This is a genomic window from Lentzea tibetensis, from assembly GCF_007845675.1.
GTDB classification, from domain to species: domain Bacteria; phylum Actinomycetota; class Actinomycetes; order Mycobacteriales; family Pseudonocardiaceae; genus Lentzea; species Lentzea tibetensis.
Window position 1 is genome coordinate 14,074 of the sequence record NZ_VOBR01000049.1, and the last position, 21,844, is coordinate 35,917.

Genomic DNA, 21,844 nt, shown 5'->3' on the forward strand with positions numbered 1-21,844 from the left:
AGCAGCCGGAAGAACTAGGGGTCGAGCACCGAGGCGAGCATTCGGGCGATCACCTCGTCGGCGGTGCCGAACACGACCGGACGGTCCTGCTCGTCCACGCGTTCGGCCAGCTTGAACAGGGCGTCCGCGGTGTGCACGGCGATGCGGAAGGTCAGCATCACCGGACCCGGTCCGCGCACGCCGAAGCGGTCGACGAACATCTCGGCCAGCCGTTCGGCCATCAGCTCGTACTGGTCGACGCTCGAGTCGAGCCGGTGGCTGTCCAGCATGTCGCTGAACCGCACCCGCCCGAACCCCGGCACCTCCGCGAGCATGCGCAGGTACACGCCGACGATCTGGCCCATCGCGTCCCGCCAGTTGTCCGCGATGAGGTCGTCGGAGAAGAGCTTCTCCACCTCGTCCAGGTAGGACTCCATGCCGCGCAACGCGAGTGCGTGCACGACTGAGCGTTTGTCCGGAAAGTATTGGTAGAAGGAGCCAATGGGCACACCGGCCACATCGACGATGCGCGCAGTGGTGATGTCGTCGTAGTCGTAGTCGTTCAGCAGGCTCGCACAAGCGTCCAGGATCGCGGTGACTGTAGCCGCGCCCCGTTGTTGCACCGGCTGTCGACGCATCACCCTGGCTAACCTGCCCCTAGCCGGGTCTTCATGCACGTGAACATCTTTATCTATACGAGCGAGTATGCCCAGCACAGGTTCCTGACAGGTTTCATCAACCGGGATCGCCTCGTCGCTTTCTGTGCACAACCCACGCGAAGTCGACTAGGCAAACGACGACGAGAACACCGAGCAGGATCGCGAGCCACAACAGGTCGGCGCGCGCCGCGAGCACCGCCGCGACACCGTTGAAGACGACGCCGAATCCCGCCAGCCACAACCGGAGCGTCAGCGCGCTCCGGGGCGGAGCGGGCGGCGGCAAGTAGTCCGACACGTCATCTGGCTTCCCGCAAACCCATCGGCTCAACCCGTCTCAGCCTGGTCGGGTCCGGCTTCGGAGGCTTCGTCACATATGGGCTGACCAGCCGCGTCAGCGCCAGGCCCGGCGCGATGAGCGGGACGATCGCGGACAGCACGGCGGCCGTGACGCAGGCCCGCAGCACGTCGCGCGGGATGACCGCGACCCGGTCGACGACGAACGCGCGCCGCCCGGTGATCGAGACGACAGCGAGCACCGCCATGAACGCGACCATGCTCAGCAACGCCCTGTGCACGGCGTGCTGGTAGCCGGCCGCCTCACCTGCCACGAGCACCGCGAACCAGCCCGACAGCGCCGGCAGTTGCGCACGCTCAGTAGTCGCGGCCCAGCTCAGACCGCCGACAGTGGCCAGCCAGATCAGGACGTCGGCGCGCTCACGCGCCCATTCGGACGCCGCGTGCAGCGGCAGTCCGGTCCAGGCGACGAGCCCGAGCGGCGTCGGCTGGTGCGGGGTCAACTGGCCGATGACCCAGGCGAGCGTCCAGATCGACAAGATCGCGGCGAGCACGAGCTGCGGGCGCGGCCTGCGCACCGCGCACAGGTAGAGGCGGAGGAGCTCCGCACGCGTCATGGTCCCCAGATTGCCCTCACGCGCTCTGACCTGGGCGAGCATCACTCCGACGGCACCCACATCAACCACGTTCGGTGGCACCACTACTACAGCCCGTCAATGAAACGTCTCGCCAGGTTGCGACATCGGATCGTGGGATCTTTTCTAGACTTACCGCTCATGAGCATCGATCGGCTTCTGCGCCTGCCCAGCTACCTGATGCTCCAGCTCGTCAAGGAAGCGCGCAGGCTCACCACCGGCGACCTGCGCGGTTCGCACCTGGCCGTGCTGGCCTGCGTCGCGGACATCGGCCCGGTCGCGCAGAAGACGATCAGCGACCGGCTGCGGATCGACGCGAGCGACCTGGTGTCGCTGCTCGACCACCTGGAGAACCGCGGCTTCGTCGGCAGGACGCGGGACGAGACGGACCGGCGGCGCTACTCCGTCGAGGTGACGTCGCACGGGCGCCGAGCGCTGGTGAAGCGGCTGGACGTCGCTGAGCAGCGGGAAGCCGAGCTGCTGGCCCCGCTGACCGACCGTGAGCGCGATGACCTAACCGCACTACTGCTGAAGGCGTATCTGCACCGCGAGGATTTGCGTGTAGATTAGACAGTCTGCACACGCAAGAGAGTCAGGCGTAAAACCCTGATAGAACACCGTATCGAGAAATGAGGCACGTTGTCAAGCCCCTCCGTTGACCTCCGGTCTTCCGAAATGGAACCGGAGCAGGAATACGTGGCCATGTTGTACGGCCGGCTGGACGACCTCCGCGAGCAGACTTCGAAACGCCTCGCCCAATCCCTCCGGCAGAGCGGCGGGACGCCGCAGATGCGCTCGGAGCGCGACACCTCGGTCGCGATGTACACGGACCAATTGGCTCAGTACAGCGCGGTGGAGAACGGCCTGGCGTTCGGCAGGCTCGATTTCCACAACGGTGAGCGCTTCTACATCGGCCGCATCGGCCTGTTCGACGAGGACAAGGAATACGAGCCGCTGCTCATGGACTGGCGCGCCCCCGCGGCCAGGCCGTTCTACCTCGCGACCGCGGCCTCACCGGACGGCGTGCGCCGCCGCAGGCACCTCCGCACGAAGCAGCGGAAGGTCGTCGGGCTCGACGACGAGGTCTTGGACATCAACTCGGCCGAGCTCGGCCGCAACGAGGGCCTGACCGGCGAGGCGACGCTGCTCGCCGCGCTGAACGCCACGCGCACCGGCCAGATGAGCGACATCGTCGCGACGATCCAGGCCGAGCAGGACACGATCATCCGGTCCGAGCTGAACGGTGTCGTCGTCGTGCAGGGCGGTCCCGGCACCGGCAAGACCGCGGTGGCACTGCACCGCGCGGCCTACCTCCTCTACACGCACCGCCGCCAGCTCGCGAAGCGCGGCGTGCTCGTCGTCGGCCCGAACTCGACGTTCCTGCGCTACATCAGCCAGGTCCTGCCGTCGCTCGGCGAGACCGGCGTGCTGCTGTCCACTGTGGGCGAACTGTTCCCCGGCATGAACGCGACCGGTCGCGAGCCGACCGAGGTCGCCGCGCTCAAGGGCCGCATCGAGATGGCGGACGTCGTGGCCGCCGCGGTGCGCGACCGCCAGGAGGCGCCCCCGCTCGTCGAGGTCCCGTTCGACCAGGACGTGCTGCGCCTGGACCGGCGGATGATCAGCGAGGCGCGCGGCCGTGCCCGCCGCACCCGCCGCGCGCACAACGAGGCGCGCCGCACGTTCGCGCGCGAGATCATCTCGACGCTCGCGAACCAGGTCGTCAACCGGCTCGGCAGGCACCTGCTGGACTCCGCGGACATCGACGACATCCGCCGCGAGCTGCGCGAGAGCGAGGACGTGCAGGCGGCCATCAACAAGCTCTGGCCGATCCTGTCGCCGCAGGCGCTGCTGACCGAGCTGTACGCGAACCCGAAGCGCCTCAACCGCGCGATGTCCAAGTTCACCAGGGAAGAGCGCGCGCTGATGGAGCGTTCTCCCGACACGCCTTGGACTCCGGCCGACGTACCGCTGCTGGACGAGGCGGCCGAGCTGCTCGGCGAGGACGACGCGGACGCCAAGGCCCGCGCGGAACGCCAGCGCCGCCAGGCCGTCGAGTACGCGCAGGGCGTGCTGGACATCCTCGACCTCGAGGACGACGCGGACCCAGAGATCCTGATGGCGACCGACCTGATGGACGCCTACCGGCTGGCCGAACGGCACGGCGTGGACCGCTACGAGACGGCCGCCGAGCGCGCCGCGGCGGACCGCACCTGGACGTTCGGGCACATCATCGTCGACGAGGCGCAGGAGCTGTCGGCGATGGCGTGGCGGACGCTGATGCGCCGCTGCCCCAGCAAGTCCATGACGGTCGTCGGCGACATCGCGCAGACCGGTGACGTCGGCGGTGCCACGTCGTGGGGCCACGTGCTGTCGCCGTACGTCATGAACCGCTGGCGCCTCACCGAGCTGACGGTCAACTACCGCACGCCCGCCGAGATCATGGAGGTCGCGGCCGACGTGCTGGCCTCGGTCGACCCGGAGCTGGTGCCGCCGACGTCGGTCCGCGAGACCGGCGTGGCGCCGTGGGTGGCCGCGGTCTCGTCGTTCGACGAGCTGCCGTCGCTGATCAGCCGCGAGGTCGCCGAGATCGGCGACGGCAAGGTCGCGGTGATCGTTCCCGCCGCGCTGCTGTCGTCGGCCGGGCAGGCCGTGGCCGAGGCGGTGCCGGGTGCGTCGGTGGGCAACGACCTGGAGGAGGCGCAGACGGTGGTGCTGGGCGTGGCCGACGCCAAGGGGCTCGAGTTCGACTCCGTCGTGGTCGTCGACCCGGCCGGGATCCTGGCCGAGTCGCCGCGCGGCGCGTCGGACCTCTACGTCGCGCTGACGCGTGCGACGCAGCGGCTCGGCGTCGTGCACACCGGCGACCTGCCGAACGTCCTAGCCCGCCTGAAGGCCTAGCCAGGCGGCGCCGACTCCGACGACGACGCTCACCACGGCGTTCAGCGCGGCGAACCGGTACTCGCGGCATTCGAACAGCCGCACGGTCTCGTAGCTGAACGTGCTGTACGTGGTGAGCCCACCGCACAGACCGGTGCCGAGCAGCGGCATCCACGCGCTGCTCGCACCGGTCAGCAGGCCGAGCACGAAGCACCCGACGACGTTGACGGTGAGCGTGCCGTAGGGGAAGTCCGACTCGTGGCGCGACTGCACGAGCCGGTCGGTGAGGTAGCGCAGCGGCGCGCCGACAGCTGCGCCGATGAACACCATCAGAGCGTCCATCGCACCAACCTCGTGCCGGCGAACGCGGCCGCGAACGCGCAGACGGGCGTCAGCAGCAGGTACCACGAGAAGTCGACCGCGTAGGCGGAGAACGTGGTGAAGCCGCCGAGCACGCCCACGCCGAGGAACGGCCGCACCAGCGGGTGCGCCTGGTAGACGTCGACGACGAGCACCATGAGCACGCCGATCAGGAACGAGCCCAGCACGTTGATCGCGAAGATCCCGAACGCGCCGGGTACCGCGGCCGAGAGGGCGTAGCGGGCCACTCCGCCGAGCCCGCCGCCGAGCGCGATCACCGCGAGCACGCCGCCGTGCGTGCGGGTGAGTTCGGCTCGGTGCGCCGGGACGTGCAGGTCGACGTCCGGGTCGATCGGCTCGTCAGCTGGGGTCGGCAAGGTGGTCGACGAGGCGGTCCAGCGCGGCCAGCGCGCGGACCACGTCCGCTCGTTCGGTGTCCTCCAGCTTGCCCAGCGCGGCGCCGATGCGCTTCACGTGCTCGCGCTGCCACACGGCCAGCTGCTCGTGGCCGCGGGTGGTCACCGAGAGGCGCGCGACGCGGCGGTCCTTCGGGTCACCGCCCCTGATCACCAGTCCGGACTCGATCAGCTGGCTGATCAGGCCGGACACCGTGTTCGGGGCGAGTCGCAGCTCGGCGGCCAGCTCGCCGACCTTCATCGGCGGCCGCTCGGCCAGCGTCTGCAGCAGCTCGACCTGCGCCATCGGCAGCGACTCCCACGGCCAGTCGGCGCGGATGCTCGTCCGCAGCGCTCGGCGCAGCCTCGTGACGACGTCGGTGAGCGTGCGGGCCTCGTCTGACATGCGGCAACCTTACTGAAAGCCGTAAATACCTCTGGGTCAGATATAATCTGGGTACGATGAACTGGCTGGTGATCGGCACGGTGTGCTTCGGCGCGTTCATGGGGCAGCTCGACGCGAGCATCGTCACGCTCGCCTTCCCCGCGATCGGTGAACGCTTCGGGGCCGATGCCGCGCGCGTCGAGTGGGTGTCCCTCGCGTACCTGATCGCGCTGGTCGCGCTGCTCGCGCCGGTCGGGAGGTTCGCCGACCGGGTCGGCCGCAAGCGCGTCTACGTCGGCGGTTTCACGGTGTTCACGGCGGCGTCGCTGGCGTGCTGCCTGGCGCCGACGCTCGACGCGCTGGTGGTGGCGCGGGTGGTCCAGGCGGCCGGTGCGGCGATGTTGCAGGCCAACAGCGTCGCGTTGATCGTGACGAACGTCGCACCGGAGAAGATGCGCGCGGCACTGGGCGTGCAGGCCGGCGCGCAGGCGCTGGGGCTCGCCGCCGGGCCGCTCGCGGGCGGGTTCCTCGTCACCTCGCACGGGTGGGCGTCGGTGTTCGCGATCAACGTGCCGGTGGGCGTGGCGGCGATCGTCGCCGGGCACTTCCTGTTGCCCGACGCGGAGTCGCGCGGTGCGCGGATCGAGCTCACGCCGTTGCGCGATCCGCTCGTGGTCGCCGGTCTCGGCGGCGTGCTGGTCGCGTACGCGGTGCTGTTCGCGCCGATGGTGGTGCTGCCGTTCACCATGCGGCAGCCGTTGACCGACGTCGGGCTCGTGGTCGCGGTGCTGCCCACCGGGTTCGCGGTGGCCGCGACGCTGCTCACCAGGGCATCGCGCCGCGCCGGGATCACTCTGTCCATTGTGGCTGGTCTGCTGTTGACCAGTCCTGTACCCGCTGTTGTTCCCCTTTTCCTGCTGGGCATCGGACTCGGCATCGTGGTCCCGGCGAGCAGCAAAGCCGTGATGGCGCGGATTCCGGCGTGCAGCGCGGGACTCGGCAGCGGACTCGTGAACATGGCTCGGGGAATGGGCACCGCGGCAGGAGTCGCGGTCGCGTCGCTGTTGGTTCACTCCTTCCAGTGAGCGTGACTGGGCCGATCGGGCACATTTGCTGACGGGCCGGTGGCGCGCCTCAGTAGCCTGCTCGCATGACGTTGAGCTGGGTTCCAGAAGGTGTCGACACCGGTCTGCCGAGCGCCGCGAGGTTGTACGACTACCTGCTGGGCGGCGGCCACAACTTCGCGGCCGACCGGGCGCTCGCCGAGAAGTTCCTGAAAGCGCAACCGAACGGGCGCACCATCGCGCGGCTCAACCGGGCGTTCCTGCGGCGTGCCGTGCTGTTCCTGATGGACCAGGGCATCCGGCAGTTCCTCGACCTCGGCTCGGGCATCCCGACCGTGGGCAACGTGCATGAAATAGCGCAGAAGGCCGATCCGGAAGCCCGCGTCGTGTACGTGGACTTCGAGGACGTCGCCGTCGCGCACAGCAGGCTGATCCTCGAGGGCGACGAGCGCGCGACGATCATCCAGGAGGACATGACCGACCCGGCCGCCGTGCTCGCGGCCGCGCAGCGCAGCGGCCTGATCGACTTCTCCCAACCCGTCGGCGTGCTCACCGTCGGCGTCTTCCACTTCGTCGCGCCGGAGAAGGACCCGGCCAGCATCGTCGCCGCCTACCGCGACGCGGTCGTTCCCGGCAGCCACCTGGCGTTCTCGCAGTTCACCCAGGATCTCCAGCCCGAGGAGATGGCGGGTGTCGTCGAGGTCATGAAGAAGAGCATGAACCCGATGTTCCCGCGCACGAAACAGGAGATCACGGCCCTGTTCGACGGCTTCGAGATCACCGAACCCGGCATCGTCCCGCTGCCGCTGTGGCGCCCGGACTCGGAGAACGACGACGATCCGGACAAGGCGGGCATCTACGCGGCCGTGGGTCGAAAGTTGTAGTCCGTTCCCACCTTGTTGGCCACTCGGGCCCGGTTCCGTACTCTCTGTGAACAGTATGCAACGGTCTCAACTAGCCCATGTCTGGGCGCGCGCGATCTCGTCGACCGCGTACGTCCCGCTGTCCCCTGCCGAGATCGAGGCGTACCTCTACGAGCTGCTCGAACTCCTGCCCACCGCACCGGAAACGGTCGCCGAGCGCATGGTCGCGATCCGCCTCACCGGCCCGGACTCGCTGCGCCGCACCATCGAGGTGCTGGCACCCGAGTACGAACAGAGCGTGATCGCCACGCTGAGCTCGCAGTACGCGTTCGCCATGCGGCTGGACGCCTTCGACCAGCAGGAGCAGATCAAGGTCGCCCTGATGGCGTCGAAGCGGCGCGTCGAACGGGTGCTGAAGGTCAGCGAAGCCCGCTTCCGCGAGGTCTTCACGTCGTCCGCGCTGGGCATCGCGATCACCGACTTCGCAGGCGTGTGCGTCGAAGCCAACGACACGCTGGCCGAGATCGTCGGCCACGGCTCGCTGATCGGCCGGTCCCTGTTCGACTTCTTCCACCCGGCCGACGCCGAACGCCTCGGTGCCGCCTACCGCCGCGTCCGCAACGGTGTGGTGGACCGCTTCCGCGAGCAGCGCAAGCTCATCCGCGCCGACGGCGAGCCCGTGTGGGTCTACCTGGCGGGGTCCCTGCTGCACGACGCGGACGGCGTGCCGACCCACCACGTGACGATGATCGAGGACATCAGCGAGCTCTACCTGCTCCAGAAGAACCTCGACCACCAGCTGCTGCACGACTCGCTCACCGGCCTGCCGAACCGCCAGCACTTCGTCACCCAGCTGGAGAAGCTCCACGGCCAGGGCCCGATCACCCTGTACCACCTGGATCTCGACGCCTTCTCCGTCGTGAACAACGGCCTCGGCCACGCGGCGGGCGACACCCTGCTGCGCTCGGTCGCCCAACGCCTGCACGCCGTGGCGTCCGCGCAGAACGCCGTGCTGGCGCGCATCGGCGGCGGCGAGTTCGGCATCGTGTGCTTCGCCAACGAGGTCCCCGAGATGGTGTCGCTGATCCAGGAGGAGCTGACCGAACCGACCTATGTGGACGGACACGGCCTCGCCCTGTCCGTCAGCATCGGCGTGGTGGACCGCCCGCCTGGTTCGTCGAGCGTGTCCGAGTTGTTGCGCGCCGCCAACTCCGCGCTGCGGCAGGCCCAGCAGCGCGGCATGCGGCAGTGGGCGTTGTACGACCCGCACGAGGACGCCGTGCGGCGCGGGCAGGCCGCGCTGGCCGCCGCGTTGCCCGGTGCGGTGGAGAGCGGTGAGCTGTCCGTCGACTACTCGGCCGTGCTGGACCTGCCTTCGCGTGAGGTGATCGGGCTCGCCGCCCGGCTGCGGTGGGGCGATCTCGGGCACGCGCAGACGCTCGCGCTGGCCGAGGAGACCGGGATCTCGCTGCCGATCGGGCAGTGGCTGCTGCACGAGTCGTGCGCGCAGGCCGCGCAGTGGTTGTCCGCCCTGGGTGAGCGGGCGCCGATGCTGCACGTGGCGCTCAGCCCGTTGCAGTCGCGCGACGAGGATCTGGTGGCGCACGTGAAGCGAACGCTGGACGAGACCGGGCTGCCCGCGTCCCAGCTCCGGGTGGCGCTGGACATCGGGTCCGTGCTGGCCGGTGACGACAACGTGCACGTGCTGGCGGACAACGGGATCGGCACCGGCGTCGACGGGTTTCACGGCGGGTACCACGAGCTGGCCCTGTTGAGCGAGCTGCCCGTGCGGGCTGTCGTGGTGCGCGCGGCCGTGGCCGCCGAGGGGACCGTCCTGCACGCGGCCATGGGCGACGTGGTGGCCGCCGTGCACCGGCTCGGCGTCCGGGTCGTGGCCGACGGAGTCGGTTCGGACGGGGACGCCGACTGGTGGACCTCGGTCGGTGCGGATGCGGTGCACGGGTTGATGCCCGCGCTGTCCGCCGCCGAGATGACCGAGTACCTGGCGAACTAGAGCTGCTTCAGCGCGGCCAGCAACTTCGTCAGCGAGTCCTTGGCGTCGCCGAACAGCAGCGTCGTCTTGTCGTTGTACAGCAACGTGTTGTCCACGCCTGCGAACCCCGGTCGCATGGACCGCTTCATGAACACCACGGCCCGAGCCCGGTCGACGTCGAAGATCGGCATCCCGTAGATGGGACTGCTGGGCTCGTCCCGCGCACCGGGGTTGACCACGTCGTTGGCGCCCACGACCAGCGCGACGTCGACGGACGTGATGCCGGGGTTGATGTCGTCGAGCTCCTTCAGCTGCTCGTACGGCACGTCGGCCTCGGCCAGCAGCACGTTCATGTGCCCCGGCATCCGGCCGGCGACGGGGTGGATCCCGTAGCTGACCGACACCCCGCGCGTCTCCAGCAGGTGCACCAGCTCACGCGCGGCGTGCTGAGCCTGCGCGACGGCGAGCCCGTACCCCGGCACCACGACGACGGAGTGCGCGTACCCCAGCAGGATCGCGACGTCCTCGACCGTGCCGGACCGCACCGTCCGCTGCTCCCCCGCGACAGCCACGAGCGCGGGCGCGGTGAACGCGCCGAAGAGGATGTTCGTCAGCGGCCGCCCCATGGCCTGCGCCATCAACCGGGTCAGGATGGTGCCGGACGCGCCGACGAGCGTGCCCGCCACGATCAACAGGGTGTTGGCGAGCACGTACCCGGACGCGGCCACGGCCAGGCCGGTGAACGCGTTCAGCAGCGAGATCGCGATCGGCACGTCCGCTCCGCCGACGGGCAGGACGAACAGCACGCCCAGCGCCAACCCGGCCAAAGCCAGCAGCACCAACAGGAACCCGGACGGGAACACCGACACGGCAACGGCCAGCACCACCGAGACAACGGCCACGCCGACGCTGACCACCTGGCCCGCGGGCAACACCACCGGCCGCGAGGTCATCAGCTCCTGCAGCTTCAGGAACGTCACCACGCTGCCGGAGAAGCTGACCGACCCGATCAGCACGGTCAGCACAGTCGCGACCCGGAACAGCACGGACGACGTGGGCACCGCGAGGAACTCGGCCAGCGCGACGAGCGCCGCTGCGGCACCACCGACACCGTTGAACAGCGCCACCATCTGCGGGATGGCGGTCATCTTGACCGAACGCGCCGCCGGGATGCCCACGACGACGCCCAGTGCCATCGCCACGAGGATCAACAGTCCGTTGTGGACGGCACCGTGCACGTACGCGGTGACCACGGCGATGGCCATGCCGAAGGCGCCGATCAGGTTGCCCGCCCGCGCGTACCGCGGCGTGGACAGCCCCTTCAGCGCGAGGATGAAGCAGAGCGCCGCGACGAGGTAGACCAGTTGGACCGTCATCGCTTGTGCCCCTTGAACATCTCGAGCATCCGGTCGGTCACCACGAACCCGCCGACGACGTTCACGGTCGCCAGGAACACCGCGAGCAGACCGAGCACCAGCTCCAGCGCGGACTCGGCGTTGCCGGTGATCAGGATGGCGCCGACCAGGATCACGCCGTGGATGGCGTTGGCGCCGGACATCAGCGGCGTGTGCAGGATGGTGGACACCTTCGACACGACCTCGAAGCCCACGAACACGGCCAGCACGAAGATCGTCAGCAGGTCGATCAAGGCAGCTCCTTGCGCACGACGCCGTCGTGGGTGACGCAGCACCCCGCGAGCACCTCATCGGTCATGTCCGGGACCACGGCGCCGTCCACCAGCATCGGCTTCAGCAGGTTCAGCACGTTGCGCGCGTAGAGCTTGCTGGCGTGCACCGGCATGCCCGACGGCAGGTTCAGCGCGCCGTGCACCAGCACCTCGCCGACCCACGTGTCCTCACCGGGCACCGAGCCCGCACAATTGCCACCGGACTCCGCCGCGCCGTCGACGACGACCGAGCCGGGTGTCATGGCCTTCAGCATGTCCGTGGTCACGAGCACGGGCGCCCGGCGTCCGGGCACCGCCGCGGTCGTGATCACGACGTCGGACGCGGCGACCCGCTCGCCGATCAGTTCCCGTTGGCGTTCGAGGAACTCCTCGGACTGGGCAGACGCGTAGACGCCGTCCTGCTTCTCCAGGTCCAGCTCCAGGAACCTCGCGCCGAGACTGCGCACCTCCTCGGCCGCGGCGGCGCGGATGTCGTACGCCTCGACGACAGCGCCGAGCCTGCGCGCGGTCGCGATCGCCTGCAGGCCCGCGACTCCGGCACCCAGCACCAGCACCTTCGCCGGTGGCACGGTGCCCGCGGCGGTGGTGAACATCGGCAGGAAGCGCGGCAGCCGTTCGGCCGCGATGAGCACCGCGCGGTAGCCGGCGACCAGCGCCTGCGACGACAACGCGTCCATCGACTGCGCCCGTGTCACGCGCGGCAGCAGATCGAAGCTGAACGACGTGACGCCCCGCTCGGCGTACAGCCGCACGAGATCGGGTTCGGTCGCGGGCGACAGGAAGCTGATCGTGATGTCGCCCTGCCTGAGGTTTCGGGCTTGGTCAACGGTCAACGGCTGAACGGACAGGACAACGTTGACGTCACCCACGGGGTCGTCCGGCACGACGGAAGCACCAGCCGCTCGGTACGCGGCGTCAACCGCGTGCGCATGGCGCCCGGCACCTTCCTGGACCAGCACAGTGAGTCCCGCTTCGACCAGCGGCGCAACGGTTTCCGGTACGCAGGCGACGCGGCGCTCAGCGGGCCGCGACTCTGCGGGTGTTCCCACTCTCACAGGACAGACGTTACGGGATCACGGTGACCTGGACCACAGTACTTTCCGCGTGAGCCACCCGGCGGCACCGAGAGCGAGCACCAGGACACCGGCCGCGACCGACGCGATCGGCAGGCTGAACGCCAGCACCGCGCAGCCGAGCAGACCCAGTGCCGGAACGACGCGGCGGCCCAGTGACCAGGCGCTCACGTTCGTGATGGCGTAGTAGCCGAGCACGCAGAACGACGAGAACCCGATGGCTCCGCGCAGGTCCGCCACCAGCACCAGGACGATGACGACAAGTCCGACGACGACCTCGGCGTGTCGCGGCACCCCGTTGTGCACTGTCGCCAGCACCGGGGGCAGGTGCCGGTCGCGCGCCATCGCGAGCACGGTCCTGGACACCCCGAGTATCAGCCCGAGAAGCGCACCCAGTGCGGCGAGGCAGCCGGACACCCGGATCAGCAGCGCCAGGTCCGGCGCGACGGCGGCCAGCGGCGCGGGTGCCGACGCGAGCACGTCCGCGCCGACCGCGTTCAGAGCCGTGAACGCGACCACCGCGTAGACCGCGAGCGTGATGCCCAGCGCGAGCGGGATCGCGCGCGGGATCGTGCGCTCCGGGTCGCGCACCTCCTCGCCGAGCGTCGCGATGCGCGCGTACCCGGCGAACGCGAAGAAGAGCAGTCCGGCGGCCTGCAGCACCCCACCCGCTTTGAAGGCACCGAAATCGGCGTTGCCGTCCGCGGTGACGGCCACGGTTCCCAGTGCCAGCAACGTGATCGTCACGATGACCTTCGTCAGCAGCACGGACTTCTGCACGCCGACCACGTTGACCGCCGTGAGCGCGACGACCGCGAGCACCGCGAACAGCCGGGGCTGCCCGGCGTAGGCGCCGAACGTCATCGCCATCGCCGCGCAGCTCGCGGTCTTGCCGACCACGAAGCCCCAGCCTGCGAGGTAGCCCCAGAACGGGCCGAGGCGTTCCCGTCCGTAGACGTACGTGCCGCCGGACTCCGGGTACCGCGCGGCGAGCCAGGCGGACGACATCGCGTTGCAGTACGCCACGAACCCGGCGATCACGAGCGCGAGGAGCAGTCCGGATCCGGCGACCGCGGCCGCCGGACCGAACACCGCGAACACGCCGGCACCGATCATGGAGCCGAGCCCGATGACGACTGCGTCGGTCAGGCCGAGCCTGCGCGTGAGTTCCACGCGCCCATCATGACGATCAGTGCTGAACGGGGCAGGTACCGGGGGTGGAGGGGAAGAAGTTCGGCAGCAGCTCTTCCGAGTCGTAGTACCGGTGGTAGACGGGCGTGATGCCGCCCGACACCGGCGGCACGATCCACGACCAGTCGGCGGGGCAGCTGCGACCGGCCGCCTCCTCCTTCTTGAGGTGCGTGAGGAAGCGCTGCGACTCGGTGTGGTGGTCGGTGATCGTCACCCCGGCCTGCGCGAACGAGTGCAGCACCGCCCGGTTCAGCTCGACGAGCGCCCGGTCGCGCCACAGCGTCTGCTCGGACGAGGTGTCGAGCCCCATCCGCTTCCCGATGTACGGCAGCAGGTCGTACCGGTCGTGGTCCGCGAGGTTGCGCGCACCGATCTCGGTGCCCATGTACCAGCCGTTGAACGGGGCCGACGGGTAGTCGATGCCGCCGATGCGCATCCGCATGTTGCTGATCGCGGGCACCGCGTGCCAGCGGACACCGAGCTTCTCCAGCCAGTCCAGCTCCGGATGCGACAGCGGCACCTCCAGCACCGCGTCGGGGGGCAGGTCGACGAGGCACGACTTGCGTCCCTCCGTCCGCACCATCACCGGCAGCACGTCGAACGGCCCGCGCTCGGCGGGCGGCTGCCAGCCGTTGCGCAGCGCCTCCTCGGTCAGCGCCAGGTTGCGCGCGTCGCCCATCACGCCACCGTCCTTGCCGCGGTAGGCGGCGTACCGGACGATCTGCTCGTTGAGAATCCGCGGTGCGGGCGAACCGGGTTCCTCGGGGGCGAAGACGCTGATGACCGGGCGGATCTTGCCGCCGTTCGTGGCGACGCGCAGGTGCTCGACGCACTCGCGCGCCACGTCGGCGGGCTCGCTCACCTCGCGCAGGTCGCGAACCTTCAGGCTGCGCCAGTACAACCGGCCGATGCAGCGGGCGCTGTTGCGCCACGCGACCCTGGCGCCGAAGGTGAGTTCGGCCGTGGTGTGCCGATAGGTGCCGGTCGCGGCGATCTCCGCGTGCACCTCGGCCAGTCGGGCTTCCACCTTGCCGAGATCTGGGTTTTCGGCGTGGTGCTGGCGAACGAAGTCCTCTGCCTCTGCGATGTCGAACTCGGTGGGGGTCTCCGTGATCGAGTGCTCGACAAGGGAGGCGGACAGAGACATCACAACAGTCGGGGAGCTCGGGACGGGGGCCATGGCGGGACACCGTAATTGCACATTCGTGGAGCTGGAACCGCCTGTTCGGTTAGCCGAAGACGATCTCTGGACCGCGTCCGATGCATTGAGTAGGTACTTGATAGTGCAAGCGGGTGACGGAGAGTGCGAAAAAGGGTGGTGTTCAACCGTTATCGCGCCGAGATCGCCCGTTGATCAGTGAGCCGCGTCACGGACGGATTCGACCCGATCGGGTGAAGTTGCCAGCCTGGTTACCAGTTGACCGCGAACGCGTGCCGGGAGCGCCGGGGCGAACCTCGTGAAGTAGCTGTCCAAGTGTCCTTTTGTGCCGAACATGAACGGCAGGTCGGCGGGTAACAACTGACGAATAGCGAGCAGTGGTACGGGCGAACGCAACGGGCGGAAGTTCCGGTTCCACAGCCCTGGTTCGTCACATGACGGATGGAACTGCCCGATCATCAGGCCACTCGCGACGAACTCGTCCTTCGCCTTTCGCTGAAGCGCATCCAGCTCGAATGGATCAGCGTCCGGGAGGACCAGCAAATACGTGAGCAATTCGCGTTCCGTCACGTCCAGCTGGTCCGCCCATTCCGCGTACCGCACGCGCAACGCGTCCAGGTCGGGCGTGCCGTGCCGCACGTCCAGGTGGAACAGATCGCGTCGCATCGAGGCCTGCGTGTACGGGCACACCGGACCTGTCCGGCCGAGATCCGCGTGGCCGGGCACCAGGAACTCTCGTGCCCAGCGGACGACCTCTGTCAGCGCGTCGACATCATGGACGTTCACGCCGCCCTCCACATGGGAACCAGCTGGGGGCCATCGGGAATCTGAATGCGTCCACCGAGCGGGCGGAAACCCATCAGGTGCGCGCCCGCCAGGCCCGCGGCCGAGCTGGCCTCCACGTACATCGGCCCGGTGCAGCGTTCGAGAAACCCGGTGGCCAGCAGGCGTCCGACCCCGGTGCGCGCGTGCAGGACACCGCAGAACGAGATGTACCAATGAGGTTCGCGCGGATGGTGCTCGACTTGCCGCGCACTGATCTCCGCCATCCGCTCGGCGCCTTCGCCCAACACGTCCCGCATCCGGCGCGCGATCTCGCGTTCCTGCCTGGCGCACAACGGACTCGCGCCCGGAGGCAACGCCAGCAGCACCCCGTCGCGCTCGGACGTCGTGAACACCGAGCCGTGCGCCAGCGACAGGTCCACGAAGACGCGGAAGAAGTCGGGCAGCACCCGCCGCCTGACCTCGCCGTCGGGCACGATCCACCTGGTCAACGCGTCGTCGTGGAACGCTTCCGCCAGCACGAATGCCAGCTCCTCCGCGTCCCCGCGCTCCCCCATGACGATCTCCATGCCCTGAGCGTGCTCCGCGCAAGCTGAGATCGGGCTGTGGACGGGTGTGACGCGAGGAACGGTCTCAGAGCGACGGTGCGCGCCAGTCGCTGAACCTGGTCATGCCGCGCACTGCGACGCGCGGCGGCGTGAGCCGGAAGACCAGGTCCCGCAAAGCGATCACGGCCGGGTTGCGCAGCTCGAAGCCCAGTCTGCCGATCGAACGGGACGCGCGGGCGATGGCCTGCGTGCGCGGCCTGCGCTCCTGGTCGTAGCGCTGGAGACCGGCCGTCACGTCACCGGGTGCCATGGCGGCGGCGAGCACGACGGCGTCCTCCAGCGCCATGCACGCGCCCTGGCCCATGTACGGGGTCATGGCGTGCGCCGAGTCGCCGAGCAGCGCGACGTTTCCGCTGACGTAGCTGGGCAGCGGCGTCGCGAGCCAGTGGATGTCGTGGCGCAGCACGGTTTCCGGTGGCGTGTCCGCGATCAGGCGCGGGAGCGGGTCGTGCCACGAGCCGAACAGCTCGCGGACGTCCAGGTCGGCGTTCGGTGCAGCGACCACGGAGCCGTACCAGTAGACGCGGCCGTCGCCGAGCGGCAGCACGCCTGCCTCCATGCCGGCGCCGAGCGTCTGCGAGACCTCGAGCCCGTCGAACGGGCCGGGTGCGATGCCGCGCCACGCCGTCGCGCCCGCGTAGACCGGGCCCGGCACGTCCGGGAACAGCTCGGCCCGCACGAAGCTGCGGATGCCGTCCGCGGCGACGATCAGGTCGGCGTCGAGCGACGACAGCGACGTGACCTCGGTCGAGGTGTGCAGGCACGACGCGGGCAGCGGCGCGAGCAGCGCGCGGTGCAGGTCCGCGCGGTGGATCGCGACGAGCTCCTCCTGCCCGACCTCCGCGAGCTTCGCGAGCCAGCGCCCGTTCGGCGTCCGCACGCCACCGGGCACGCGCGGCGTGCCGAGCCTGCGCACCTCGGCGCCGATGCCCAGCGCGTCGACGGCGCGCAGCGCGTTCGCCATGACGCCGATACCGGCTCCGACCTCGCCGAACTCCGGTGCGCGCTCGAGCACGTCGACGTCCCAGCCGACCTTGCGCAGCGCGACGGCCGCGGCGACACCGCCGAGTCCCCCGCCGATCACGATGGCCTTCATGCCCCACCTCTTCTACAGCTGTAGAGGTCGTCATACTACAGCTGTAGAACGGGAGGGCGATGTGACCGAGCGCATGGCCGCACTGGCCGACGCGGCCATCCACCTCGTGGCCACGAAGGGCATGCGCGGGCTGACCCACCGCGCGGTCGACGCGCAGGCCGGGCTGCCCGAGGGCTCGACGTCGGCGTACTTCCGCACGCGCAAGGCGTTGATCGAAGGGCTGGTCCGCAGGCTCGCCGAACTGGAGCAGGCCGAGGTCCAGCTGGACCCGGCCGACGTCGCGGGCAGCATCGCGGGCGTGCTCGAGCGCTGGCTGACGACCGGCAGGGAGCGCACGCTCGCCCGGTACGCGTGCATGCTCGAGGCCACGCACCACCCCGAGCTGCGAGGCATCCTGGAACACGGCATCGCGCCGCGCGAGCAGGCCGAGCAGCTGGCCGCGGCGCTGGGATCGGTCGATCCGCGACGCGACGGCGGGCACCTCGTCGCGTTCCTCGAAGGCCTGCTGTTCTACCGGCTCGTCGGTGCCGGTTCGACGCTGGAGCCCGCGAACCGCGACGACCTGAAGATCGCCGTCGAAAAGGCGTTGCGGTTCTGAGTAGCGTCGCAGACATGGGATTCGGCTACGGGGTCTTCTACCTCTGAGCAGGACGTGCTGCTGACACGTCCGAGTTCGCCATGCCCATTTTCCGAGGTACCCCATGCGCACGCATGTGCATTTGACGACCGAAAACCTGTCCAAGGGCTTCGACACCGCACCCGTTCTCGACGGCGTGTCGCTCACCGTCAGCGCCGGCCAGCGGCTCGGCGTGATCGGCGAGAACGGTCGAGGCAAGACCACGCTGCTCCGGTTGCTCGCCGGGGAGATCGCACCCGACAACGGCACGATCGCGCGCCACGGCTCCGTGTGCCTGGTGACGCAGGAGATGCCCGCCGACGGCACCGTCGGCGAGCTGCTCGACGCCGCGCTGGCGCCCGCGCGCGCCGCACTGTCCGAACTGGACGAAGCGGCGATTCTTCTTGCGCTGCCAGGAAACGAGCAGCGCTACGCGGACGCGCTCGCGCACGCCGAGCGCATCGAGGCGTGGGACGCCGAGCGGCGTCTCGAGCTGGCGCTGAAAGGCCTTGACGCACACCCGGACCACGACCGGCCGCTGGCCGAGCTGTCGGTGGGGCAGCGCTACCGCGTGCGGCTGGCGTGCCTGCTCGCCGAGCGCGCGGACGTGCTGCTGCTCGACGAACCGACCAACCACCTGGACGAGAACGCGTTGGCGTACCTGGCGGAACGGCTGGGTGAGCACGCCGGTGTCGTGGTGATGGTGAGCCACGACCGGATGCTGCTCGACGACGTGTGCACGTCCGTGCTCGACCTCGACCCGACCCCCGATGGCGAGCTCCGCACGCACGGGGGCGGGTACACCGCGTTCAAGGCGGCCAAGAAAGCCGAGCGGGCGCGCTGGGAGCAGCGGTTCCAGCAGGAGAACGACGCGCACGACCGGCTCGCGGAGGAGGTCGAGAAGGCCAAGTCGCGGCTGGTCGACGGCTGGCGTCCGCCGAAGGGTGCGTTCAAGCACAAGCGCTCGACGCGCGCGCCGAGCAAGGTGCGCAACGTCGCGCGCAGGCTGGAGGAGCTCGGCGAACGCCGCGTCCCGCCACCGCCGCCACCGTTGCGGTTCACGCCACCCGCGCTCGAGGTGAAGGGAGATCTGCTCGTCGCGTCGGGTCTGGAGGTGCCAGGCCGGTTGTCGCTGGAGGAATCGCTCGCGCTCGCTGCGGGCGACCGGCTGCTCGTGCTGGGGCCCAACGGTTCCGGGAAGTCCACGCTGCTCAACGTGCTCGCCGGGCGGATCGCACCGGTGTGCGGGAGCGTGCACCACTCGGGCCAGGTCGGCCTCCTGGCGCAGGAGTCCGTCTTCGACGACGAGTCGCGACGCGCCGGTGACGTGTGCCCGCGCGCGCTCGAACTCGGTCTGCTTTCGGAAATCGACCTGCACAAGCCGGTCGGTGTGCTGTCAACTGGACAGAGGCGGAGGTTGTCGCTCGCGCAGCTGCTCACCGGGCGCCCGGACGTGCTGCTGCTGGACGAGCCGACCAACCACCTGTCGATCGCACTGGTCGACGAGCTGACCGAGGCGCTGCACGCCACGTCGGCGGCGGTGGTCGTGGCGACGCACGACCGTTGGTTTCGCACGGAGTGTGCCGCCTGGCGGACCGTAACTCCGAAACTTCCTTCACAGAGTCATGAAACTTCTGTAGCTTCGAAATCAGGTCCGCATAGCACTGGGAGGTGTGCGAGATGACCGAAACGATCTCCACTGGGCTGCCAATGGAACGTGAAAACCCTTTTGATCCACCGGCTGAGCTGCGCGAACTGAGGGAGGACGCGCCGATCAGCCGAATGATCTTCGCAGATGGCCACGAGGGCTGGTTGGTCACCGGTCACGCGGAGGTCCGCACATTGATGGCGGACAACAGGCTGAGCACGCGGTCGGAACTTCACCATCCGCTGTTCAGACTGGGCAACGGTGATCTGCCGGAGCGACCGAAGGCCGAGCCGGGCTTCTTCCTCGGCATGGACGCTCCGGACCACACGCGGCTGCGGAAGATGCTGACCGGCCAGTTCACCGTGCGCCGGATGAACCAGCTGTCGGCGTGGATCGGCACGATCGTCGACGAGCAGCTGAAGGCCATGCGCGCCAAGGGTTCGTCCGCCGACCTGGTCGAGGAGTTCGCGCTGCCGGTGCCGTCGCTGGTGATCTGCGAGCTCCTCGGCGTGCCGTACGAGGAGCGCGGCCGGTTCCAGGAGGACACGGCGAAGATGCTGAACTTCGACAACGGCATGGCCGAGATCGAGGCAGCGGTCCGCCGGATCCAGGACTACATGCTGGAACTGGTGGAGCGGAAGAAGGCGTCGCCCGGCGACGACATGCTCAGCGGCCTGATCACCACCGGCGAGCCCACCGACACCGAGGTCGGCAACATGGGCATGCTGCTGCTCCTCGCCGGCCACGAGACGACCGCGAACATGCTGGGGCTGGGCACGTTCGCCCTGCTGCAGCACCCGGACCAGCTGGCGCTGCTGAAAGCCCAGCCGGACCTGATCGACAACGCGGTCGAGGAACTGATGCGGTACCTCACGATCGTGCACATGGGCACGATCCGGACAGCGCTGGAGGACTTCGAGTTCGAGGGCCACCAGATCAAGGCGGGCGACTCGCTGTCCCTGCACCTGCCGACGGCGAACCGGGATCCCGACAAGTTCGAGAACCCGGACGCACTGGACATCACCAGGCCGTCGTCCGGCAGGCACGTGTCGTTCGGCCACGGCATCCACCAGTGCCTCGGCCAGCAACTGGCGCGAATCGAGATGCGGATCGGGTTCACCGCGCTGTTCCAGGAGTTCCCCGACCTGCACCTGGCCGTTCCGGCGTCCGAGGTACCGCTGCGTTCCCGGATGGCGATCTACGGCGTCCACTCGTTGCCAGTAGCGTGGACGGCATGAGGATTTCCGTCGACCAGTCCCGCTGCTGCGGGTCCGGCATGTGCGTCCTGACGGACCCGGAGCTGTTCGACCAGAGCGAGGAGGACGGCACCGTCGTCCTGCTCGAGCCCAACCCGACCGGTGAGCACGAGAAGCTCGCCCGCGAGGCCGAGAACCTCTGCCCCGCGGGCGCGATCACCGTCACCGATTAGTCGAGGCTGAGGGGGAGCCTCCGGTTCCCCCTCAGCTCACACGGGCGAGGTACCCGTTGGTGATGAGCCAGCCGACGTTCAGCGCTCCGTCACCCGGCACCAGCGCGCGGTCGAGCTTCTCCTGCACCCCGTTGCCCGGCTGCTGGAACCAGGGCGCGATCGGCCCTTCCCACACCTTGAACGACTTCGTCACCCGATAGGCGTGGTAGTTGCACCGGTACGCGGGGTCGAACGTGTTGAGACTCTGCGGCGGAATGGCCCGCGACGAGTACGGCGAGCCCGCAGGCGCGAGGAACGCACCGAACTCACTGCCGAACCGGTCCAGCTTGCGCCCCACGCGCAGCTCGCTGACCCACTTGATCGGCTGGTTGTCGGGCCCCAGCCGGAAGCCGTCCTGCGGCGGGTACTTCCAGCTGTTCGCCGTCGCGTCCCAGTACTTCTCGAGGAACTTCTGCGGGCTCAGCCCGCCGAACCGGTGGTAACCGGCGAGAATCGGGCCGACCGGCTGCTGCCACGGCCTGGGGAGGTGGTCGGGGCCGAACCTGGCGTCACCCTGGTGGGTTCCGCTGCACAGCTCCGGCGGCGCGGACGCGAGCGCTGGGGTGACACCGCCCAGCAGAGTGGTGACCGAGACGAGGACGGCGAGCAGCAACCGTTTGCCAGCAAACATTCCTGCATCGTGGCGGGGGCGGTGGGGGTGCCGCAAGCCCTCAGACGGTGGGAGATCACGGGTATCTCGGCCGTGGGCGGGTGCTTCAGCGGGCGGCGCGTGGGGCTTCGCTCGGCTGCCGGGTTCGTCGGGGCTGCGTTCTTTGTCTGGCTGCCGGTTCTCGTCGGGGCTGGGGTTCTTTGCCTGGCTGCCGGTTCTCGTCGAGGCTGGGGTCTGATGCTTGCTGTGCTTCGGTGTTTCGGTGTCGGGTGGTTGGGTCGCGCCTTCGGCGCAGCGATTGGGCCTTGACTTGGGGCCCCTCGCGGCGTGGTGGGGCCGGCTCCGCCGGCAGGAAGAGAACCTGCCGGCCCGATAGGGGTACCACGCCGCACCCCAAG

24 protein-coding genes are annotated in these 21,844 nt (G+C 69.3%); 9 read left to right on the plus strand and 15 right to left on the minus strand.

Translation table 11 applies throughout. The features are described 5' to 3' along the window. Positions 1-14 precede the first annotated feature (14 nt). The 3 genes from FKR81_RS40890 to FKR81_RS40900 all read right to left on the minus strand — a co-directional run bounded on the left by FKR81_RS40890 (position 15) and on the right by FKR81_RS40900 (position 1,549). The gene (locus FKR81_RS40890; protein ID WP_146360684.1) at positions 15-617 is read right to left on the minus strand and encodes a TetR/AcrR family transcriptional regulator; all 603 of its coding nucleotides are present in this window, start codon (positions 615-617) and stop codon (positions 15-17) included. Positions 618-714: 97 nt separating this feature from the next. Further along, positions 715-933, minus strand: coding sequence for a DUF6343 family protein (locus FKR81_RS40895; RefSeq protein ID WP_146360643.1), 219 nt, complete (start codon positions 931-933; stop codon positions 715-717). Position 934: 1 nt separating this feature from the next. Then, a complete protein-coding gene (locus FKR81_RS40900) occupies positions 935-1,549 on the minus strand; it encodes a hypothetical protein (RefSeq protein ID WP_146360645.1) in 615 nt (204 codons plus the stop codon). Positions 1,550-1,708: 159 nt separating this feature from the next. Here FKR81_RS40900 and FKR81_RS40905 point away from each other — a divergent pair, with 159 nt between their 5' ends. Both FKR81_RS40905 and FKR81_RS40910 read left to right on the plus strand, forming a co-directional pair. After that, positions 1,709-2,137: a MarR family winged helix-turn-helix transcriptional regulator gene (locus FKR81_RS40905; protein WP_186763474.1), complete on the plus strand. Its 429-nt coding sequence runs from the start codon at positions 1,709-1,711 to the stop codon at positions 2,135-2,137. 105 nt (positions 2,138-2,242) lie between these two features. Further along, a complete protein-coding gene (locus FKR81_RS40910; RefSeq protein WP_146360649.1) occupies positions 2,243-4,468 on the plus strand; it encodes a HelD family protein in 2,226 nt (741 codons plus the stop codon). On the opposite strand, the gene crcB is transcribed toward FKR81_RS40910, so the two are convergent. The 3 genes from crcB to FKR81_RS40925 are packed head-to-tail and all read right to left on the minus strand — an operon-like array spanning position 4,448 to position 5,608. Continuing rightward, positions 4,448-4,789 carry a fluoride efflux transporter CrcB gene (gene crcB / locus FKR81_RS40915; protein WP_146360651.1) on the minus strand — a complete coding sequence of 114 codons (342 nt, stop codon included), beginning with the start codon at positions 4,787-4,789 and terminating at the stop codon, positions 4,448-4,450. The two genes, FKR81_RS40910 and crcB, sit on opposite strands and share 21 nt — an antisense overlap. After that, the gene (locus FKR81_RS40920; protein WP_146360653.1) at positions 4,777-5,184 is read right to left on the minus strand and encodes a fluoride efflux transporter FluC; all 408 of its coding nucleotides are present in this window, start codon (positions 5,182-5,184) and stop codon (positions 4,777-4,779) included. The genes crcB and FKR81_RS40920 overlap by 13 nt, the downstream gene beginning before the upstream one ends. Next, positions 5,168-5,608, minus strand: coding sequence for a MarR family winged helix-turn-helix transcriptional regulator (locus tag FKR81_RS40925; protein WP_146360654.1), 441 nt, complete (start codon positions 5,606-5,608; stop codon positions 5,168-5,170). The genes FKR81_RS40920 and FKR81_RS40925 overlap by 17 nt, the downstream gene beginning before the upstream one ends. Positions 5,609-5,664: 56 nt before the next feature. Between FKR81_RS40925 and FKR81_RS40930 the strand changes: the two genes are divergently transcribed. From FKR81_RS40930 to FKR81_RS40940, 3 genes are all read left to right on the plus strand, one after another. Then, entirely contained in the window at positions 5,665-6,672 is a 1,008-nt protein-coding gene (locus tag FKR81_RS40930; RefSeq protein WP_146360656.1) for an MFS transporter, read from the plus strand. Between the two features lie 65 nt (positions 6,673-6,737). Continuing rightward, on the plus strand, positions 6,738-7,535 hold the full coding sequence (locus FKR81_RS40935; RefSeq protein ID WP_146360658.1) for an SAM-dependent methyltransferase: 798 nt from the start codon (positions 6,738-6,740) through the stop codon (positions 7,533-7,535). 55 nt (positions 7,536-7,590) lie between these two features. Beyond that, positions 7,591-9,528, plus strand: coding sequence for a diguanylate cyclase domain-containing protein (locus FKR81_RS40940; protein ID WP_146360660.1), 1,938 nt, complete (start codon positions 7,591-7,593; stop codon positions 9,526-9,528). Here the strand turns inward: FKR81_RS40940 and FKR81_RS40945 are convergent. From FKR81_RS40945 to FKR81_RS40980, 8 genes are all read right to left on the minus strand, one after another. Further along, a complete protein-coding gene (locus FKR81_RS40945) occupies positions 9,525-10,883 on the minus strand; it encodes an NAD(P)(+) transhydrogenase (Re/Si-specific) subunit beta (RefSeq protein ID WP_146360662.1) in 1,359 nt (452 codons plus the stop codon). The two genes, FKR81_RS40940 and FKR81_RS40945, sit on opposite strands and share 4 nt — an antisense overlap. Continuing rightward, positions 10,880-11,155 carry an NAD(P) transhydrogenase subunit alpha gene (locus tag FKR81_RS40950; protein ID WP_146360664.1) on the minus strand — a complete coding sequence of 92 codons (276 nt, stop codon included), beginning with the start codon at positions 11,153-11,155 and terminating at the stop codon, positions 10,880-10,882. Before FKR81_RS40950 ends, FKR81_RS40945 begins: the two co-directional genes overlap by 4 nt. Further along, complete coding sequence (locus FKR81_RS40955; protein ID WP_146360666.1) at positions 11,152-12,249, minus strand: NAD(P) transhydrogenase subunit alpha; 1,098 nt, start codon at positions 12,247-12,249, stop codon at positions 11,152-11,154. Before FKR81_RS40955 ends, FKR81_RS40950 begins: the two co-directional genes overlap by 4 nt. Positions 12,250-12,267: 18 nt before the next feature. Further along, positions 12,268-13,440 (minus strand): APC family permease, encoded by a 1,173-nt coding sequence (locus FKR81_RS40960; protein WP_268891615.1) that lies wholly within the window; start codon positions 13,438-13,440, stop codon positions 12,268-12,270. A gap of 16 nt (positions 13,441-13,456) precedes the next feature. Next, on the minus strand, positions 13,457-14,638 hold the full coding sequence (locus FKR81_RS40965) for a nitric oxide synthase oxygenase (RefSeq protein WP_146360668.1): 1,182 nt from the start codon (positions 14,636-14,638) through the stop codon (positions 13,457-13,459). Positions 14,639-14,812: 174 nt separating this feature from the next. Further along, entirely contained in the window at positions 14,813-15,415 is a 603-nt protein-coding gene (locus FKR81_RS40970) for a DUF6875 domain-containing protein (RefSeq protein WP_146360670.1), read from the minus strand. Next, complete coding sequence (locus tag FKR81_RS40975; protein ID WP_146360672.1) at positions 15,400-15,969, minus strand: hypothetical protein; 570 nt, start codon at positions 15,967-15,969, stop codon at positions 15,400-15,402. Before FKR81_RS40975 ends, FKR81_RS40970 begins: the two co-directional genes overlap by 16 nt. Positions 15,970-16,033: 64 nt before the next feature. Further along, positions 16,034-17,104, minus strand: a complete 1,071-nt coding sequence (locus FKR81_RS40980; RefSeq protein ID WP_146360674.1) for an FAD-dependent monooxygenase — start codon at positions 17,102-17,104, stop codon at positions 16,034-16,036. A gap of 61 nt (positions 17,105-17,165) precedes the next feature. On the opposite strand from FKR81_RS40980, the gene FKR81_RS40985 reads away from it, so the two are divergent. The 4 genes from FKR81_RS40985 (at position 17,166) to FKR81_RS41000 (ending at position 20,797) form a co-directional block, all read left to right on the plus strand. Further along, the gene (locus tag FKR81_RS40985) at positions 17,166-17,702 is read left to right on the plus strand and encodes a TetR/AcrR family transcriptional regulator (RefSeq protein WP_222598577.1); all 537 of its coding nucleotides are present in this window, start codon (positions 17,166-17,168) and stop codon (positions 17,700-17,702) included. Positions 17,703-17,805: 103 nt separating this feature from the next. Then, positions 17,806-19,404, plus strand: a complete 1,599-nt coding sequence (locus tag FKR81_RS40990; protein WP_146360676.1) for an ABC-F family ATP-binding cassette domain-containing protein — start codon at positions 17,806-17,808, stop codon at positions 19,402-19,404. Continuing rightward, on the plus strand, positions 19,401-20,606 hold the full coding sequence (locus FKR81_RS40995) for a cytochrome P450 (RefSeq protein ID WP_146360678.1): 1,206 nt from the start codon (positions 19,401-19,403) through the stop codon (positions 20,604-20,606). Before FKR81_RS40990 ends, FKR81_RS40995 begins: the two co-directional genes overlap by 4 nt. Beyond that, positions 20,603-20,797 carry a ferredoxin gene (locus FKR81_RS41000; RefSeq protein WP_146360680.1) on the plus strand — a complete coding sequence of 65 codons (195 nt, stop codon included), beginning with the start codon at positions 20,603-20,605 and terminating at the stop codon, positions 20,795-20,797. Before FKR81_RS40995 ends, FKR81_RS41000 begins: the two co-directional genes overlap by 4 nt. Positions 20,798-20,828: 31 nt before the next feature. On the opposite strand, the gene FKR81_RS41005 is transcribed toward FKR81_RS41000, so the two are convergent. Beyond that, on the minus strand, positions 20,829-21,467 hold the full coding sequence (locus FKR81_RS41005) for a TNT domain-containing protein (protein ID WP_146360682.1): 639 nt from the start codon (positions 21,465-21,467) through the stop codon (positions 20,829-20,831). Positions 21,468-21,844 lie beyond the last annotated feature (377 nt).